The organism is Thalassobius sp. MITS945101, from assembly GCF_047123305.1.
Lineage (GTDB): Bacteria > Pseudomonadota > Alphaproteobacteria > Rhodobacterales > Rhodobacteraceae > Thalassobius.
Genome location: NZ_CP138918.1, coordinates 3,290,032 through 3,306,618, shown reverse-complemented (window position 1 = coordinate 3,306,618; position 16,587 = coordinate 3,290,032). Strand labels below are relative to the sequence as shown.

Annotated in this window: 19 protein-coding genes and 1 tRNA gene; 4 read left to right on the top strand and 16 right to left on the bottom strand. The window is 59.6% G+C overall.

What is annotated here, in order from left to right:
• Positions 1-36 precede the first annotated feature (36 nt).
• The 15 genes from SIC14_RS16420 to SIC14_RS16350 all read right to left on the bottom strand — a co-directional run bounded on the left by SIC14_RS16420 (position 37) and on the right by SIC14_RS16350 (position 10,245).
• On the bottom strand, positions 37-486 hold the full coding sequence (locus SIC14_RS16420) for a hypothetical protein (protein ID WP_412562984.1): 450 nt from the start codon (positions 484-486) through the stop codon (positions 37-39).
• A 218-nt stretch (positions 487-704) separates the two neighbouring features.
• Positions 705-781: transfer RNA gene (locus SIC14_RS16415), tRNA-Arg, on the bottom strand.
• 103 nt (positions 782-884) lie between these two features.
• Positions 885-2,105, bottom strand: a complete 1,221-nt coding sequence (locus SIC14_RS16410; RefSeq protein WP_412562983.1) for a cysteine desulfurase — start codon at positions 2,103-2,105, stop codon at positions 885-887.
• Complete coding sequence (locus tag SIC14_RS16405) at positions 2,106-2,684, bottom strand: Yip1 family protein (protein ID WP_412562982.1); 579 nt, start codon at positions 2,682-2,684, stop codon at positions 2,106-2,108.
• On the bottom strand, positions 2,674-3,168 hold the full coding sequence (locus SIC14_RS16400; protein ID WP_412562981.1) for a YIP1 family protein: 495 nt from the start codon (positions 3,166-3,168) through the stop codon (positions 2,674-2,676). Before SIC14_RS16400 ends, SIC14_RS16405 begins: the two co-directional genes overlap by 11 nt.
• A complete protein-coding gene (gene sufD, locus SIC14_RS16395) occupies positions 3,168-4,451 on the bottom strand; it encodes a Fe-S cluster assembly protein SufD (protein ID WP_412562980.1) in 1,284 nt (427 codons plus the stop codon). The genes SIC14_RS16400 and sufD overlap by 1 nt, the downstream gene beginning before the upstream one ends.
• Positions 4,451-5,206 carry a Fe-S cluster assembly ATPase SufC gene (sufC, locus tag SIC14_RS16390; RefSeq protein WP_058241997.1) on the bottom strand — a complete coding sequence of 252 codons (756 nt, stop codon included), beginning with the start codon at positions 5,204-5,206 and terminating at the stop codon, positions 4,451-4,453. The genes sufD and sufC overlap by 1 nt, the downstream gene beginning before the upstream one ends.
• 36 nt (positions 5,207-5,242) lie before the next feature.
• The gene (locus tag SIC14_RS16385; RefSeq protein ID WP_412565885.1) at positions 5,243-5,800 is read right to left on the bottom strand and encodes a hypothetical protein; all 558 of its coding nucleotides are present in this window, start codon (positions 5,798-5,800) and stop codon (positions 5,243-5,245) included.
• Between the two features lie 53 nt (positions 5,801-5,853).
• Positions 5,854-6,168 (bottom strand): heavy metal-binding domain-containing protein, encoded by a 315-nt coding sequence (locus SIC14_RS16380; RefSeq protein ID WP_412562979.1) that lies wholly within the window; start codon positions 6,166-6,168, stop codon positions 5,854-5,856.
• A gap of 9 nt (positions 6,169-6,177) precedes the next feature.
• Positions 6,178-6,597, bottom strand: a complete 420-nt coding sequence (locus SIC14_RS16375; protein ID WP_412562978.1) for a hypothetical protein — start codon at positions 6,595-6,597, stop codon at positions 6,178-6,180.
• A complete protein-coding gene (locus tag SIC14_RS16370) occupies positions 6,594-6,767 on the bottom strand; it encodes a hypothetical protein (protein WP_412562977.1) in 174 nt (57 codons plus the stop codon). The genes SIC14_RS16375 and SIC14_RS16370 overlap by 4 nt, the downstream gene beginning before the upstream one ends.
• Entirely contained in the window at positions 6,764-7,171 is a 408-nt protein-coding gene (locus SIC14_RS16365) for a hypothetical protein (RefSeq protein WP_412562976.1), read from the bottom strand. The genes SIC14_RS16370 and SIC14_RS16365 overlap by 4 nt, the downstream gene beginning before the upstream one ends.
• Positions 7,172-7,174: 3 nt before the next feature.
• Positions 7,175-8,710 carry a Fe-S cluster assembly protein SufB gene (sufB, locus tag SIC14_RS16360; RefSeq protein ID WP_412562975.1) on the bottom strand — a complete coding sequence of 512 codons (1,536 nt, stop codon included), beginning with the start codon at positions 8,708-8,710 and terminating at the stop codon, positions 7,175-7,177.
• Positions 8,711-8,736: 26 nt separating this feature from the next.
• Positions 8,737-9,780, bottom strand: coding sequence for a cysteine desulfurase family protein (locus SIC14_RS16355; RefSeq protein WP_412562974.1), 1,044 nt, complete (start codon positions 9,778-9,780; stop codon positions 8,737-8,739).
• Between the two features lie 3 nt (positions 9,781-9,783).
• The gene (locus SIC14_RS16350; protein WP_412562973.1) at positions 9,784-10,245 is read right to left on the bottom strand and encodes an Rrf2 family transcriptional regulator; all 462 of its coding nucleotides are present in this window, start codon (positions 10,243-10,245) and stop codon (positions 9,784-9,786) included.
• A 183-nt stretch (positions 10,246-10,428) separates the two neighbouring features.
• On the opposite strand from SIC14_RS16350, the gene SIC14_RS16345 reads away from it, so the two are divergent.
• Genes SIC14_RS16345 through SIC14_RS16330 form a run of 4 tightly spaced genes read left to right on the top strand, consistent with a single transcriptional unit; the run spans position 10,429 to position 12,953 of the window.
• The gene (locus SIC14_RS16345; protein ID WP_412562972.1) at positions 10,429-11,085 is read left to right on the top strand and encodes an alpha/beta hydrolase; all 657 of its coding nucleotides are present in this window, start codon (positions 10,429-10,431) and stop codon (positions 11,083-11,085) included.
• Positions 11,085-11,324 (top strand): hypothetical protein, encoded by a 240-nt coding sequence (locus SIC14_RS16340; protein WP_412562971.1) that lies wholly within the window; start codon positions 11,085-11,087, stop codon positions 11,322-11,324. The genes SIC14_RS16345 and SIC14_RS16340 overlap by 1 nt, the downstream gene beginning before the upstream one ends.
• The gene (locus SIC14_RS16335; RefSeq protein ID WP_412562970.1) at positions 11,321-11,776 is read left to right on the top strand and encodes a hypothetical protein; all 456 of its coding nucleotides are present in this window, start codon (positions 11,321-11,323) and stop codon (positions 11,774-11,776) included. The genes SIC14_RS16340 and SIC14_RS16335 overlap by 4 nt, the downstream gene beginning before the upstream one ends.
• Positions 11,769-12,953 (top strand): HD domain-containing protein, encoded by a 1,185-nt coding sequence (locus SIC14_RS16330; protein ID WP_412562969.1) that lies wholly within the window; start codon positions 11,769-11,771, stop codon positions 12,951-12,953. The genes SIC14_RS16335 and SIC14_RS16330 overlap by 8 nt, the downstream gene beginning before the upstream one ends.
• 142 nt (positions 12,954-13,095) lie before the next feature.
• Here SIC14_RS16330 and mfd read toward each other — a convergent pair whose 3' ends face one another.
• On the bottom strand, positions 13,096-16,566 hold the full coding sequence (mfd, locus tag SIC14_RS16325; protein ID WP_412562968.1) for a transcription-repair coupling factor: 3,471 nt from the start codon (positions 16,564-16,566) through the stop codon (positions 13,096-13,098).
• Positions 16,567-16,587 lie beyond the last annotated feature (21 nt).

Below are 16,587 nucleotides of genomic sequence, written 5' to 3'. Positions count from 1 at the left end.
CGGCACCGGTCCAAGCGTTTTAACGGGGGCGGTGGCTTATCCTTCCGGCAGGGAGGTCAGCGGCGCTTGCATCAATGTGACGGCAACCTCTTCGGAGGTGCCCAGAAACACGGCGCAATCCGCCAACCGGTCGCCGTTTAACGCGATGAAATCAGGCTGTAGGCTCCAGCTACCGCCATAGGCGCGGCCAACGTTCTGCGCCACGGGCGTCGGGCAGAAATAGGCCAGCAGCAGGGGGTGTTCCCGGTTGGTCCTGCGATTTTGCGCGTAGGCTGAAATCCGCGCCAGCAGCCGACGCAGGTCATCCTTGGTCAAGGTCGAGGTTAACACCTGCGACAGGTCCACCAGAAACAGGCTGTAGTCACGCAGCACCTCATGCTGTTCCAACTGGTCCATCACGTCTTCCACATCTCTGGCCGAATGTTCGCTTGTGTAGCGGATGAAGAACACCCCAGAGGTGGGGTCGTGACGGGTATGTGCAGCCATATAGCAGCGCTCTCTGCGGTGGGTGTCCCCTCAACCTAGCCACAAACAGCAGCAGGTGTAAGAGGTCGCGCCACCCTAAGCGCTAACATATCGTCGATTTTGAATAGGAGGGAGCGTGAAACGCGGTTTGTGGGCGTTTCAGGTGGTGGGCCTGTGGATTGCAAACGAACCAACACGGGCAGCGCGAAACCAAACATACCAGAGAAGCAGTGAAAAAATGGCGCACCCATGAGGATTCGAACCTCAGACCTCTGCCTTCGGAGGGCAGCGCTCTATCCAGCTGAGCTATGGGTGCCTAAGGCGTTGATTAGCGCAGTCGCTTGCGGGGTGCAATCGGTAACAACCAAAACCTGAGAGAATTTTCGGGCATCTGCGATGAGACGCCCGAAAGGTTAATGTCAGCCGAACAGATCGTGCGCCAGTTCCAGCGCTTCGACCAGCGTGTCGACCTCGGAACGGGTGTTATACATCGCAAAGGAGGCGCGGCAGGTGGCAGACACCCCGAGGTGCTCCATCAGCGGTCCGGCGCAGTGGTGGCCAGCACGCACCGCGACGCCTTTTTTGTCGAGGATGGTCGAAATGTCATGGGCGTGGGCCGCACCGTCCATGGTGAAGGAGAAGATCGCCGCCTTGCCTTGCGCCCGACCCTGAATGTGCAGCCAGTTCAGACCGTTCAGACGTTCAGCGGCATAAGTCGCCAGATCGGCCTCATGGGCGGCAATGGCCTCCATGCCGACATCCATCATATACTCCAGCGCCACGCCCAGACCGATGGTCTGCACGATGCCAGGGGTGCCGGCCTCGAACTTCATCGGCGGATCATTGTAGATCACACCCTCTTTGCTGACCTCTTTGATCATGTCGCCGCCGCCGATGAAGGGACGCATTTCGGCCATACGCTCTTTCTTCACAAAAATCGCACCGGAACCGGAGGGGCCGTAGAGCTTGTGACCGGTGATGGCGTAGAAATCGCAGCCGATCTCTTCGACGTTCACCGGCATGTGCACCGCCCCTTGCGAGCCGTCGACCAGCACCGGCACACCTTGGGCGCGGGCACCGTCACAGATCGCTTTGACATCCACCACGGTGCCCAACACGTTGGAACACTGGGTGACCGCGATCAGCTTGGTCTTCGGCGTGATCGCCTCCAGCACCTTTTGCGGATCCAGATTGCCCGAGGCATCCACATCGACCCATTTGATCACCACCCCCTGACGTTCGCGCAGGAAGTGCCAGGGCACGATATTGGCGTGGTGTTCCATCACCGACAGGATGATCTCATCGCCAGCTTCCATACGGGGCATGGCCCAGCCATAGGCGACCATGTTGATGCCTTCGGTGGTGCCGGAATTCAGCACGATCTCATCCTCATCCTTAACGCCGAGAAAACGGGCGATGATGCCGCGCACACCTTCGTATTTTTCGGTGGCGAGGTTGGACAGGTAGTGCAGGCCGCGGTGCACATTCGCGTATTCCTCGGCATAGGCTTTGGTGATCGCATCGATGACCACCTTTGGCTTCTGCGCCGAGGCGCCATTGTCCAGATAGGTCAGCGGTTTGCCGTTCACTTCACGCGACAGGATCGGGAAATCGGCACGGATTTTGGCGACGTCATACATTTAGACAGGTCCTACAGGGGTGATGCCTGCAAATATCAGCAGGAACGACAGGGCAAAAGCCGCTGCAAAATGGCCAAGGAGCAGCAGCACAAAGGCTTTGCCAAACGACTCGAAACGGTGGGCTTCGTTCAGAAACACCACCATCATCCAGAAGAAATAGAGCGAAAACCCAAGGCTCAGGATTGCGGACAGCGCAGGAATGGCCAGGCCCAGAACGCTCAGACCGGCAAGCACAACCAGCTGGATCGCCTGCAGCCAGGTGACAAGCACCAAAGCGCTGTGCAACCGTCCCTGCCCGCCCATTTTGCGGCCAATCCAGTCAAACAGCAGCACAAGGAAGCCATACATGCCCCCCGTTGCCAGCGCATAGCCGATCGGGTTGTTGGTGATGGTGGGCAGGATCGCCATGGGCGGCTGGAACGGCAGGAACAGCCCGTAGAGCAAGGCGTTCAGCACCACCACAAGCGCCAGCGCGATCCACCAGATCTGCGTCGGGAACGGCAGCGCCAGAATGCGCGGCGCGGCAGCTTTGGGATCGCGCAGGGTTTCGCCCACAAGGGCGCGCAATTCAGGCAGCATGGGCCTCTCCGAAATAGACGCGGGCCAGTCCGGCCAGCCAGAACCACGAAAACAGCAAGAGCCACAGAATGCCAACCGCGCTCAGTGCCGCAGAGGCCCCGATGAAGCCGGCAACCATGCCATGCAGCAACAGCACCGGAGTGGAGGCCAGAAGGGCCCAGAACAGTGCCAGCCGTGAGGCAAAGGAAGGAGCCCGCCCGCCAAAGGCGCGCAGCACAATATGGACCACGAAGGCCATAATGTAGAGAAACAGCGGCATGATGAAGACCCAGGCCAGCAAGGTCGAGCCGAGGAGCATGTTCAGCTCCAGCCCTTCCAGATGGGCCTGACGGGCCAGTCGTGGCATTTGGGCGATAAACACCGTAAAGCACCCCGCCATCAGAATGGCGAGGGCGCGATCTTCGCGTTGCCCCATTGCCAGACGCCGGGCCACAATGCGGCCCGGCCCCTTATAGGTGGCAACGATATCCTGGGTGACCGACATCAGCCGCGCCGACGCTCCAGCCAGCCTTCGAGACGGGCAACAATTTCGTCGCGCAGCTCTTCGGCTTCGATTTCTTCCACGGCTTCGGCCAGGAAGGCCAGAACCAGAAGATCGGTGGCCTTGTCGGTCGGCAGCCCGCGCGATTTCAGATAGAACAGCGCGGTTTCGTCAATCGCCCCCGAGGTCGACCCGTGCGAGCAGGCCACGTCATCGGCGTAGATTTCCAGCTCTGGCTTGGCAAGGAACTGAGAGTCATCATCCAAAAGCAGCGACTGGCTGATCTGATACCCGTCGGTTTTCTGAGCCCCCGCTTTCACAAGGATCTTGCCCTGAAACACACCGGTCGCCCCGTTGCGCAGCACCTTTTTGAACACCTGACGGCTTTCGCAGTTCAGGGCATCATGGGTGATGAAAACGGTGTCATCATGGTGGAAATCATCGCCGTCGCCCATGCAGGCGCCTGCAACATGCGCAATGGCATCGTCGCCGGTCAGCTCAATCACACATTCGTTGCGGGTCATCACGCCGTTTGCGGTCAGGGTGAACGACTTGAACGCGCTTTCGGTGCCCAGACGGGTAAAGGTGTGGGTGGCCGCGCGGCGTTCGTGGTCGCGGCCTTGCGCACGGACGTGGTTGAACTTGGCGTTGTCGGCAATCTCAACCTCCAGCACGTTGTTGAAACGTGCAGCGGCGGGACCGTTTTCCAGCAGCGTCAGCTCTGCGCCCTCTTCAAGTTTTACCACGTGGTGCAGGATTGCATCCGAGGTTTCAGAGGCGTGGATGTAGCACAGGTTCACCGGCTTGCTGACCTGACCCGTCACCCGGATCACCACACCATCAGTGGCAAAGGCGCTGTTCAGCGCGGCCAGCGGACGGTCGACCGGGGTCTGGCCATTGGTTTCCAGCTGACCATACAGGTCCTTGGCCCAATGGATGTCCGGCAGATCAGCCAGGCGGGTGATTTCCAGACCTTCGCCCGACAGATCATCGCTTTGGGCGGCATCAAAGACACCGTCCACAAAGGTCACACGCAGCGAGTCGATGGTGGAAAACCCCGGCGCTTCACCGGCGTCAAACAACGCGGCGGGCACAGGCTCGGCCTGCACCAGCGCGTCCGGACGGGTGTATTTCCAATATTCGTCACGACGGCCCGGCAGACCCATCGCTTGCACACGGGTCAGCGCGGCCTCGCGCAGTTCGGTCAGCCAGGCAGGACCTGCCGGCAGCGACAGTGCTGCCAGACGGGCCTCGGTGGCGTCCAGTTTGGTTTGCGGCAGAGCCATTATGCCACCTCCGCCAGAATGTCGGCGTAGCCGTTTTTCTCAACTTCTAGCGCCAGCTCAGGGCCACCGGTTTTCACGATCTTGCCGTCTGCCATGATGTGCACGACGTCGGGTTTGATGTGGTCCAGCAGACGCTGGTAATGGGTGATCACCAGGAAGGAACGGCCTTCGTTGCGCAGGGCATTAACCCCTTCGGCAACCAGTTTCATCGCGTCCACATCGAGGCCCGAGTCGGTCTCATCGAGGATGCACATCTTCGGCTCCAGCATGGCCATCTGCAGGATCTCGTTCCGCTTTTTCTCACCGCCCGAGAAGCCGACGTTGACCGGACGCTTCAGCATGTCGGCGTCGATCTTCAGGGTTTTGGCTTTGGCGCGGACCACTTTCAGGAACTCGGCCGAGGACATTTCCTCTTCGCCGCGGGCCTTGCGCTGTGCGTTCACGGCGGTGCGCAGGAAGGTCATGTTGCCGACGCCGGGGATCTCTACCGGATACTGGAACGCCAGGAACAGGCCCAGTGCGGCGCGTTCTTCGGCTTCCATTTCCAGGATCTCTTCGCCTTCCAGCAGCGCTTCGCCGCCAGTGACTTCATAGCCGTCTTTACCCGACAGAACGTAGGAAAGGGTCGATTTGCCCGAGCCGTTCGGCCCCATGATTGCGTGGACTTTGCCGGTCTCAACGGTCAGATCCAGACCTTTGATGATCTGCTTGTCCTCTTCTTCAAGTTTGACCTGCAGGTTCTTGATTTCCAACATTTTCGCGTTCCTTTTTCCTATGTCGTGGGCGCCCGCTCAGGGGCGCTGCATCAGTTGAATCACACGCAGCAGCCTGTCCGCTGGCAAAGGCGTGGGATTGATTTCGAATTGGGCCATGCGTCCGAAAAACCGGAGCGGCTGGCCGATGAATCTCTCGACCACATGCAGCCGTTCACGGTGCTTGTAGTCGTCAAACAAAAGGGTGACGGGTTTCTGCGTCCGGTAAGCCGTCGCCAGCGCGCAGCCAACCCGGAACCGGCCATCGACCAGCACCACATCGGGCTGGGTGAAGCCGTCCATATCCCAAACCGACAGCGGGTAGCGGGCGTAGCTTTTCCAGCCGCTGTCATCCACCGGCTGGCCCCATTCACGGGTTTCGCCAATGTCCACCGGCACCATCTGGACGCGGCCCTTGGTGGGATTGGCGTCAAACCAGCCCTGCATCATCGCCGCCCAGCCCTGATCGCTTTCGACCGACCACACGGTCTTGCCCAGCTCCCCCGCCAAAACGGTGGAGCCGCCCGAGCCGTATTCCAGAATGACCTCAGCCGAGCCATAGGCGGCACGCAGGGCGCCGGCCTCAGCCTCGGGCATGGTCAGCTCTGGACGGCTGATGGGGTGCAGGGCGTCGGTCACGTTGGGCGCTCTCAGTCCAGAACCACAGCTGTGCCAGAGGCCGACACCATCATCATGGAATCGCCAACCACCTCATAGTCGAGGTCGATGCCGATCACCGCATTGGCCCCTTTGGATGCTGCGCGCTCTTCCAGCTCGCGCAGGGCGGTGTCACGGGCATCCTGCAGCTTGCTTTCATAGGCCCCCGAACGGCCGCCAACGATGTCGGTGATCCCGGCAAAGAAATCCCGCACGATATTGGCGCCCACAATGGCCTCGCCCACAACGATGCCGCGGTAGTCGACAACCTTGCGGCCTTCGATCGAGTTGGTGGTGGTGACGATCATGTTCTTTCCTCAGTCCGTGATCTCAGTCATTTCTATAAGGGTCGGATTCCGCCCCCAGTTGGCCGTCGGCCAGTCTTCGAAAAAGCCCACCGCCTGAAAGCCGGTTGGCTTGGGTTTCTTTGCGGTCAGGAAGAACGAGGTGATGTCCGGATCCGCCAGAAACAGAAATTCCGCCGGATCGGGAAACCCCGACCAATCGCTGTCCAGCACCAGACAATGGTCCTGTTCATATTGCCCCACCGCCAGCACATTGCGGCCCAGATGCCGCGCCAGTGCCACGTATTTTGCCCGCTCATTGCCCTCTGGCCGCCGCCAGGTGATCGACGCCTGATAGAGCGCCTCAAACCGGGACAGATAGACCGCCGCAAACTTGCGATTGTCCAGATCTGCCGACAGCCCATAGGAACGTTGCGTAGCTTTTTCCGTCATTTGCCACCTTTACGCAGCACGTAATGCGCAAACATTGACCCGCAAAAGCCCGAAATGAAGGCCAACCCGATGCCCGCCCACATGCCCGTCATGCTCAGCACCGCATTGGCGACAAAAGCAAAGAGCGCACAAAACAGACCGGTTAGCATAGCAGGGATCAGGGCGATCATTTTTTGGCCTCCTGTTCGATCACAGAGCAATAGTACACGCTGGCAGGTGAATACTTCTCATTGAAGCGTTCGACGAAGCAGCTGTGCACTTGAGATGCCGTGGCACCAGCAACACCGCGAAACTCCGTAGAACAGTCAAACGCCATTTGAACAAAACGGGTGTAAGTCAACGGATGAGGACAACCCGAACGCATTCGATATGCCTGATCCATCGTAAACACCATCGCTTTGGCTGCGTGCGCACAGTGCAGATACGGCTCTTCGGTGATCTCTCCCCAAGTTTCCGCCGACACTTCCGATCCAGCGCATTCAATCTTTACGAACAACTCCTGAAACTCTCCCGCAAGATCACGGGAGAGTGCAGGCGTTGTCAGCAAAGCAAATGAAAGCGCCAGACGCAGCATCCGTTACCCCACAGAGCCTTCCAGCGAGATGGCGACCAGTTGCTGGGCTTCCATGGCGAATTCCATCGGCAGGGCTTGCAACACCTCTTTACAGAAGCCGTTAACCACCAGAGCCACAGCCTCTTCTTCGTCCATGCCACGTTGGCGGCAGTAGAACAGCTGTTCGTCATCCACCTTGGAGGTGGTTGCTTCGTGTTCGACCCGCGCCGAGTTGTTCTTGACCTCGATGTACGGCACCGTGTGGGCGCCGCATTTGTCGCCGATCAGCAGGCTGTCACACTGGGTGTAGTTGCGGCCTTCTTTGGCTTTCGGGTGCATGGAGACCAGACCACGGTAGGTGTTCTGCGCCTTGCCCGCCGAGATGCCTTTGGAGACGATCCGCGACTTGGTGTTTTTGCCCAGGTGCACCATTTTGGTGCCGGTGTCGGCCTGCTGCATGTTGTTGGCAATCGCGATCGAGTAGAATTCGCCCTGGCTGTCATCGCCGCGCAGGATGCAGGAGGGGTATTTCCAGGTCACGGCCGAGCCGGTTTCCACCTGGGTCCACATCACTTTGGAACGGGCACCACGGCAATCGGCGCGTTTGGTCACAAAGTTGTAGATGCCACCTTTGCCGTCTTCGTCACCGGGGTACCAGTTCTGAACGGTGGAGTATTTCACCTCAGCGTCTTCTTCCACGATGATTTCCACCACAGCGGCGTGCAGCTGCGCGGTGTCACGCTGCGGTGCGGTGCAGCCTTCGAGGTAGGAGACGTAAGAGCCTTTGTCAGCGATGATCAGCGTGCGTTCGAACTGACCGGTGTTTTCAGCGTTGATGCGGAAATAGGTCGACAGCTCCATCGGGCAGCGCACACCCGGCGGCACGTAAACAAATGAGCCATCCGAGAACACAGCGGAGTTCAGCGTGGCATAGAAGTTGTCGGTCACCGGAACCACGGTGCCGAGGTATTTCTTGACCAGCTCAGGATGCTCGCGGATCGCTTCTGAGATCGAGCAGAAAATCACGCCTGCCTTTTTCAGCTCTGCCTGGAAGGTGGTGCCCACAGAGACCGAGTCAAATACCGCGTCCACAGCCACTTTGCGGCCTTCGGACGGCGCATCTTCTGCGCCTTCAACACCGGCAAGGATCATCTGTTCCTTCAGCGGAATGCCCAGCTTGGAATAGGTTTCCAGCAGCTTGGGGTCCACTTCGTCCAGCGACTTGGGCTTTTCTTCCATGCTTTTGGGGCGGGCATAGTAATACTGGTCCTGAAAATCGATCTCAGGATAGTTCACCATTGCCCATTTGGGCTCTTCCATTTTGCCCCAACGTTCAAAGGCCTGCAGACGCCATTCGGTCATCCACTCAGGCTCTTCGTTCTTGTCGGAGATCAGCTTAACGATATCGGTGCTCAGCCCTTTCGGGGCGTATTCCATCTCGATCTCGGTTTCCCAGCCGTATTTGTATTTTCCGCCCACCTCGCGGACGGCATCGACCGTTTCCTGATCGACGCCTTCCTTTACCTGGTCCATCCCGGTCGGGGTATCCAAAGCAGCCATGTGTCTTCTCCTGTTCGCGTCCTTCGTCACGCCGCGCGGGCGTTGAATTTCTCTCTTTTCTGCAGCCATGCCTTGGCAAAGCGCAGAATGTCGTCCTCCGTTGTGTCCAGTCCCAGCGATACCCGGATCGCTGATGCGGCCACGTCTTCGCCATATCCCATGGCGGTCAAAACCTTGCTGGCGCGCACCTTGCCTGAGCTGCAGGCGGATCCTGCGCTGATGGCAAAGCCTGCCAGATCCATCTGCATCACCTGCGTTTCGCCCTTCCAATGGGGCGTGGCAAAGCAGCTGGTGTTTGGCAGGCGTTTGGCACGCTGCCCGATAAAAATAGTCTCTGGTGCGGCAGCTGCAATGGTCGTTTCCAGCACATCACGCAGGCGTGCCACTTCGTCCCATGCACCATCGGCAAGATCGCGTGCCGCGGCTTCTGCGGCCGCGCCAAAGCCGGCAATGCCGATTAGATTTTCGGTGCCTGCACGACGCCCCAACTCTTGCCCGCCGCCTTTCAGCTGGGCCGCAACATCAGTGCCGCGCTTGATGACCAGCGCGCCAATCCCTTTCGGGCCGCCCAGCTTGTGCGCCGAAATCAGCGCTGCGGTCGCACCGGACCAGTTGAACGCAAGCGGCAACTTGCCAAAGGCCTGTGTCATATCGCACAGCGCCAGCCCTTCAGGCAGGCTTTGCACAACGCCGGTTTCCGAATTGGCCAGCTGCAACGTGCTGCGACCCGCATCGTTAACGCTGACCAAACCATCCGCATCCACGCTCAGTGACGCGTCAATCCACGCCCCTACCGCATCATGTTCCACATCCGCGCCTGCCATGTCGCGGCCAGCCAGAAACAACGCGGCCGCCTCGGTGGCTGAAGAGGTAAAGATCACGTCCGCCCCGTCGGCACCAAGCGCCGAAGCCACCTGGGCGCGCGCCTTTTCGACCAGTGACTTTGCCGCGCGTCCCTCAGCATGAACCGAGGAGGGGTTGCCAAACACATCCATCGCCGCCGTCATGGCAGCGCGGGCCTCGGGCCGCAGTGGCGTGGTGGCGTTATGGTCAAGGTAGGTGCGTTTCACCGCTCACTCCTCATCCACAACAGCAAACAGATCCGGCACTGCTGGACAGGGCGCCAGCCCATTGGAAATCACATCCGACAGCCGCGCCTGATGCAGGAACACATAGACATGGGCCGACAGGCTCTGCCACAGGCGGTTGGTCACCGATTGCGCCTTGGAGCCGGACAGCGCACCAGAGGCCCCTGCCCCTTTGTGCATCGCGTCCACGCTTTCATCCACCGCCGACAGCACCTCAACCACGCGAATTTCATGGGTGGTTTTGGCCAGACGGTAGCCCCCGCCCGGGCCACGCACCGATTCGACCAGACCAGCGCGGCGCAGCTTGACAAAAAGCTGCTCCAGATAGGGCAGTGAAATATCCTGACGTTTTGCAATTTCGCCAAGAGTGACCAGTGCTCCATCGGGCTGCAGGGCGATGTCTGCAAGCGCCACCATAGCGTAACGGCCTTTTGTGCTTAATTTCACGGCTCTATTCCTTCGCGAACAAGTTGACGATAAGGCTTGCAGGGCTTATCTCGCTAGCACCCGCCCATTGCAAGAGCGGTAATTTAGAATAGTTCTAAGGTGACCGAGGGAATTCGTCAAGAATAACCCGCCCGTCCATCAACAAGAACGCAGCAAAACTGACGCAGAGGAGACAGGCGACATATGCCCGAGGTCATTTTTCCCGGTCCGGAAGGCCGCCTAGAAGGTCGTTATCACCCGCAAAAAGACCGTGACGCGCCGATCGCTATCGTTCTGCATCCGCACCCGCAGTTTGGCGGGACCATGAACAACAAGGTTGTCTACAACCTGCATTACGCCTTTTACAAAATGGGCTTCACGGTGCTGCGATTCAACTTCCGTGGTGTGGGCCGGTCGCAGGGTGAATACGATCAGGGTGTGGGCGAATTGTCCGATGCGGCTTCGGCGCTGGACTATCTGCAATCGATGAACACAAACTCGAAACATTGCTGGGTCGCGGGCTTCAGCTTTGGTGCCTGGATTGGCATGCAGCTGCTGATGCGTCGCCCGGAAATCACCGGATTTATCTCGGTCGCGCCGCCTGCCAATATGTATGACTTCTCCTTCCTGGCGCCCTGCCCGTCTTCGGGTCTGATCATCAACGGCACCGCTGACCGTGTTGCCCCGCCTTCCGACACCGAAACGCTGGTAGGCAAGCTGCATGAACAGAAGGGCATCACCATCACTCATGATCAGGTTGATGGAGCGGGCCACTTCTTCGAGAAAGAAGAGCATATGAACACGATGGTTGGCACCGTGTCCGACTACGTGCGCCGCCGCCTGACCGAGAACACCCGCTGATGGGCGTCACCGAGGATCTGGCTGACGCGCTGGCCAAGGACACCATCGAGGCGGCCGAAGCCATGGGCGACGAGCGCCTGATCGAGGAGGTCTCCAAACAGCTGGGGGCCTCATCGCAAACCACCCAAGAGGCCTATATGACGGCCGTGCGGGTGCGATTGTCGGAAAAACGCGCCAGAGCCTTCCTGCAGGAGAAGCTCAAAGACTTCCTTGCCGAACAGAAGGCACAAAAAGGATGAGGGCCGCTGAGGCCCTTTTTCTTTTCCTGATCACAGGCTTCGGCCTGTCCTTCCTGTTGGCCCTTGGCGAACGTGGCTGGTTCCACTGCTTCACCTACGCCGAGGCGCTGCGCCCGCCGATGCCGTCGCTGTTTGCTCCCGGTGAATTGATGCCGGTGGTGCTGGAAACATTGACGCCACCTTTTGGTGATCCCTACATGTTCTTGCTGCATTTTGCGCCCGGTCTGGCCTTTGGTTTCTACTGGCTGCGCTCGCCGCATCGGCGGGCCTTGGGGATTGCGCTGGGGCTGTTTGTCTTGGTGGCGCTCTTCATGTTGCTGCCGGTTTCGGCCCAGCATGACTGCGACCGTAAAGGCACCGGCGCGCTGTTCACCCTCTTCCTCCTTGCACCGCTTGGCGCACTTTTGGCCATGGCGGCGCATTTCCTCCCTCGACTGAATTCACGTGACTGAAACGGACCGCCAGATGACCGCCAATGATCCCCGCCTGACCGCACAGATGACTTTTCTGACTGAAGCCTGCAAATTGAAACAGGTCGAACGCCAATCCGCGCTGCAGGACCTGTCACGCCCCGAAAACTCGGCCGAACACAGCTGGCACGTTGCGCTTTATGCGCTGGTCATGGACATTCCCGAACTGGCCGAACGCAAGGACAGGTTTGAAGCGATCAAAATGATCCTGCTGCATGATCTGGTGGAGATCGACGCCGGCGACCACCCGATCCATCTGGACCATGATGCCGCCGCCGTGGCCAAGGCCGAGGCCGCCGCAGCGGACCGGTTGTTTGGTCTGCTACCTGCCGATCAAAGCGCGGAAATGCGGGCGCTCTGGGACCGGTTTGAGGCGGCCGAGACCCCAGCTGCCAAGGGCGCCAAACGGATGGACCACGTGCAACCCATGCTGCAAGCCGCGGCGCCCGGAAAACCCCTGCCGGACCATGTACAGGTGGTCGAGGATAATCTGGCCGGAGGTCGCGCGAAAAACCTATATCAGGACTGGCCCGAGATGTTTGCCCAGGTGCGTGCCGCCCTGGACAAGACACCTGCGCCCGACGGCGACCTGGCCCGCCGCATTGCCTTCCTCAATGACTGTGACCGGCTGAAACCGGTCTATCGCGCCACCCGTATTGCCGGGGGATCGCGGTTTGAAAACTCCGCCGAACATTCCTGGCATCTGGCGCTCTACGCGCTGATCCTGGCCGAACACGCGCCGCATAAGGTCGACGTGGACCGGGTGATCACTATGCTGTTGCTGCATGATCTGGTCGAGATTGATGCAGGAGACGCACCCATCTTCGGGCACTATGATGTCGCTGCGAAAGAGGCTGAGGAATCGGCCGCGGCAAAGCGCATCTTCGGGCTGCTGCCCGCGCCTCAGGGTGCAGAGATGCTGGCGATCTGGCAGGAGTTTGAGGCCAACGAAAGCCCTGATGCGGTTTTTGCCAAATCGCTTGACCGGTTTCAGGCACCAAACCAGAACCTTGCCTCTGCGGGCGGATCCTGGGTGGATTACAACGTCACCTATGAGATGTTTCTAGAAAAAGTTGGCCATAAAATCGCCAAAGGCGCCCCTATGCTGCAAGAATGGATCGCGCCGCGTGTGAAGGCCTTTCTGTCTAACTTGGGCTAACGCAGCTGGATCAAATGTTTTGGGGGCTTTGCCCCCGCGCTGACGCGCTCCCCCAGGATATTGGCGCCAAGAAGAAAGCGCCTTTCAATGATCCCTAAATACTCCCGCCGGAGGCCTCCAGCACGGCGGTTGTTCGGATTTGTCAGCTTTTGCCTTTGGCCTTTGCTTTCAGGCGCTTTTTCTCATCAACCACTTTCTGGGCCAGATCGCGGGCGATGCCGAAAGCGCCTTTGATCTTGTCGCTGTCCGCCTTCCAATCGCGGCGCACGATGATCTTGTTATCTTTGACCTTGGCCAGACCTTCCTGTGCCTGGATGTATTCGACCAGCCCTTGCGGTGAGGCAAATTTATCGTTGTGGAACTGGATGGTTGCACCTTTCGGGCCGCCGTCGAGCTTGGCGATGCCTGCCTTTTTGCACATTTCCTTGATCCGCACGATCAGCATCAGTGTGTTGACCTCTTTCGGCAGCTTGCCAAAGCGGTCGATCAGTTCGGCGGCGAAACCTTCCAGTTCAACTTTGCCCGACAAGCCGCTGAGACGGCGATACAATCCAAGGCGGACATCAAGGTCCGGCACATAGGTTTCGGGGATCAGAACCGGTACGCCAAGGTTGATCTGCGGCGCCCATTGGCCGTCGCCATCGCTCAGGCCCTCCAGCTCTCCGGCTTTGATCTTGGCAATCGCCTCTTCCAGCATCGACTGGTAAAGCTCATAGCCCACATCCCGCATCTGACCGGATTGCTCTTCGCCCAGCAAGTTGCCGGCGCCGCGAATATCGAGGTCCTGTGAGGCCAGCGTGAACCCGGCCCCCAGCGTATCGAGCGAGCCGAGCACCCGAAGACGTTTTTCTGCCGTGGCGGTTAGTTTCTGCCGCGGTTTGGTGGTCAGGTAGGCATAGGCGCGGGTCTTGGAACGCCCGACGCGGCCGCGGATCTGGTAGAGCTGCGCCAGACCAAACATATCGGCGCGGTGCACCACCATTGTGTTCGCTGTTGGGATATCGAGGCCACTTTCGACGATGGTTGTGGCCAGCAGCACGTCATATTTGCCGTCGTAGAAGGCGTTCATCCGTTCGTCCAGATCACCGGCGGCCAGTTGGCCGTGGGCGGTGATGTAGCTGACCTCAGGCACTTGGGTTTTCAGGAAGTCTTCGATTTCGGGCAGATCGGACAGGCGGGGCACAACAAAGAAGCTCTGGCCGCCGCGATAATGTTCGCGCAACAGCGCTTCGCGGACGGTGACGCCGTCAAATTCGCTGACATAGGTGCGGATCGACAGGCGGTCCACGGGTGGGGTGCCAATGATCGACAGATCGCGCACGCCGGACAGCGACAGCTGCAAGGTGCGCGGGATTGGGGTGGCGGTCAGCGTCAGCACGTGAATGTCGCTGCGCAGCTGCTTTAACCGTTCCTTATGGGCCACGCCGAAGTGCTGTTCTTCGTCGATGATCAACAGGCCGAGGTTTTTAAATCGGATGTTTTTGGCTAGCAGCGCATGGGTGCCGACCACCACATCCACCGTGCCGCGGGACATGCCATCACGGGTGGCGCTGGCCTCTTTACCGGTGACAAAACGGGACAGTGAGCGGACTTCAAGCGGGAAGCCGCGGAAGCGTTCGGCGAAGCTTTTGTAATGCTGGCGGGCCAACAACGTGGTGGGGGCGACGATGGCGACCTGCATGCCAGCCATAGCGGCGATGAAGGCGGCGCGCATGGCAACCTCGGTTTTGCCAAAGCCCACATCGCCACAGACCAGACGGTCCATCGGACGGCCCGAGGTCAGGTCACCCAGCACCTCTTCGATGGCGCGCAGCTGATCGTCGGTTTCCTGATAGGGGAAGCGGGCGCTGAAAGCTTCCCAGGCATGGTGCTGCGGCTCCAGTTTCGGGGCCTGGCGCAGTTCGCGTTCGGCAGCAACACGGATCAACCGGTCGGCCATTTCGCGGATGCGCTCTTTCAGCTTGGCCTTCTTCGCCTGCCATGCGCCACCGCCCAGCCGGTCCAAAAGGCCTTCGTCATGGCCGTATTTCGTCAGCAGCTCGATGTTTTCGACCGGCAGGTAAAGTTTGGCGGCTTCGGCATATTCCAGCAGAATGCATTCATGGGCGGCGCCTGCGGCCTGCACCACCTCCAGCCCCAGATAGCGGCCGATGCCATGATCCACATGCACCACCAGATCGCCGGGATTAAGCGATTGGGTTTCGGTCAGGAAATTCTCGGCCCGGCGTTTTTTCTGCGGTTTGCGGATCAGCCGGTCGCCCAGCACATCCTGCTCCGAGATCACCGTCATATCCGGCGTTTCAAAACCGTGTTCCAGTGGCCAGACGGCAAGGTGCAGCCCGTGTTTGCCGATGCCTTTGACGTCGCGCACTGAAACGGCGCCGATCAGATCTTCGTCGTGCAGCAGCCCTTCCAGACGTTCGCGCGCGCCTTCGGAGTAAGAGGCGACAAGTACCGGCCCATGGTCAAGTTTTGCACGAATGTGATCGGCCAAAGCTTCGAAAAGATTGACGTTTTCAAGCTGTCTCTCGGGCGAGAAGTTGCGCCCGATCCGTCCACCTGCGTCCACCACACCGGGACCGGAGGCCTGTGCCAAAGCGTGCAGCTGGATCACCCGCCGGTCTGCGACCACCGCGTCCCAACCGGCATCATCGAGATACATCAAGGAAGGCGGCACGGGTTTATAAACCGTGTCCATTCGCCCCTTTTGATCCATCGCATGACGGCGGGTCTCATATTGATCCTCAATGCTTTCATAGCGGCTGAGGCGGGCGGGCGTGACCTGATCGTCCAGCGTCAGCGTGGCCTTGGGCAGATAGTCAAACAGAACTTCCAGCCGGTCATGGAAGAACGGCAGCCAATGTTCGATGCCCTGATGTTTGCGGCCTGCGCTGACAGCTTCATACAGCGGGTCATCGGTGCGGGCGGCGCCAAATTCAATCCGGTAGTTCTGGCGGAAACGGCGAATGGCGGCCTCGTCCAGAATGACTTCGGAGACCGGCGCCAGCTCCACCACGTCTAGCTTTTCGATGGTGCGCTGGGTGACCGGATCAAAACGGCGCGCACCGTCCAGCACATCGCCGAAGAGATCCAGCCGCACAGGGCCGCCTTCACCCGGCGGATAGATGTCGATGATGCCGCCGCGGATGGCGTAGTCGCCTGGCTCCATCACCGTTGGTGATTGCGAAAAACCCATGCGCACCAGAAAGTTGCGCAGCGCTTCTTCATCAATGCGGCCATCTACACGGGCGGTGAAGGCAGCTTCTTTCAGCACCTCACGCGCGGGCAGCCGCTGCATCGCAGCCCCCACCGTGGTCAGCAGGACAAACTGTTTCGGTGCCCCATGCACCAGCATGGCCAATGTCGCCATACGGGCGGCGGAAATATCAGCGTTGGGGCTGACCCGGTCATAGGGCAGACAGTCCCAACCCGGAAACCGCAACACCGGCATATCGGGAGCAAAGAAGCGCAGCGCCGCCTCCATCGCGGCCATGCGTTTGTCATCCCGGGCCACATGGATCACCGGGCCGTCGCTTTTGGCGATTTCCCTCAGGATCAGCTGCGCGTCATAACCTTCGGGCGCGCCACCGGTGGTGATCTTGTGCTGTGTCATATGCGGTACTGCCAGATAGCT

Bases quoted from the DNA above. Each gene is read 5' to 3' on its own strand.
- SIC14_RS16335 (WP_412562970.1), top strand. From the start codon at position 11,321: ATGAGGGCCGCTGAGGCCCTTTTTCTTTTCCTGATCACAGGCTTCGGC.
- SIC14_RS16340 (WP_412562971.1), top strand. From the start codon at position 11,085: ATGGGCGTCACCGAGGATCTGGCTGACGCGCTGGCCAAGGACACCATC.
- SIC14_RS16400 (WP_412562981.1), bottom strand. From the start codon at position 3,168: ATGTCGGTCACCCAGGATATCGTTGCCACCTATAAGGGGCCGGGCCGC.
- SIC14_RS16410 (WP_412562983.1), bottom strand. From the start codon at position 2,105: ATGTATGACGTCGCCAAAATCCGTGCCGATTTCCCGATCCTGTCGCGT.
- SIC14_RS16385 (WP_412565885.1), bottom strand. From the start codon at position 5,800: ATGCCCGAGGCTGAGGCCGGCGCCCTGCGTGCCGCCTATGGCTCGGCT.
- SIC14_RS16370 (WP_412562977.1), bottom strand. From the start codon at position 6,767: ATGATCGCCCTGATCCCTGCTATGCTAACCGGTCTGTTTTGTGCGCTC.
- SIC14_RS16405 (WP_412562982.1), bottom strand. From the start codon at position 2,684: ATGCTGCCTGAATTGCGCGCCCTTGTGGGCGAAACCCTGCGCGATCCC.
- SIC14_RS16365 (WP_412562976.1), bottom strand. From the start codon at position 7,171: ATGCTGCGTCTGGCGCTTTCATTTGCTTTGCTGACAACGCCTGCACTC.
- sufD (WP_412562980.1), bottom strand. From the start codon at position 4,451: ATGGCTCTGCCGCAAACCAAACTGGACGCCACCGAGGCCCGTCTGGCA.
- SIC14_RS16380 (WP_412562979.1), bottom strand. From the start codon at position 6,168: ATGATCGTCACCACCACCAACTCGATCGAAGGCCGCAAGGTTGTCGAC.
- sufB (WP_412562975.1), bottom strand. From the start codon at position 8,710: ATGGCTGCTTTGGATACCCCGACCGGGATGGACCAGGTAAAGGAAGGC.
- SIC14_RS16375 (WP_412562978.1), bottom strand. From the start codon at position 6,597: ATGACGGAAAAAGCTACGCAACGTTCCTATGGGCTGTCGGCAGATCTG.
- SIC14_RS16345 (WP_412562972.1), top strand. From the start codon at position 10,429: ATGCCCGAGGTCATTTTTCCCGGTCCGGAAGGCCGCCTAGAAGGTCGT.
- sufC (WP_058241997.1), bottom strand. From the start codon at position 5,206: ATGTTGGAAATCAAGAACCTGCAGGTCAAACTTGAAGAAGAGGACAAG.
- mfd (WP_412562968.1), bottom strand. From the start codon at position 16,566: ATGACACAGCACAAGATCACCACCGGTGGCGCGCCCGAAGGTTATGAC.
- SIC14_RS16420 (WP_412562984.1), bottom strand. From the start codon at position 486: ATGGCTGCACATACCCGTCACGACCCCACCTCTGGGGTGTTCTTCATC.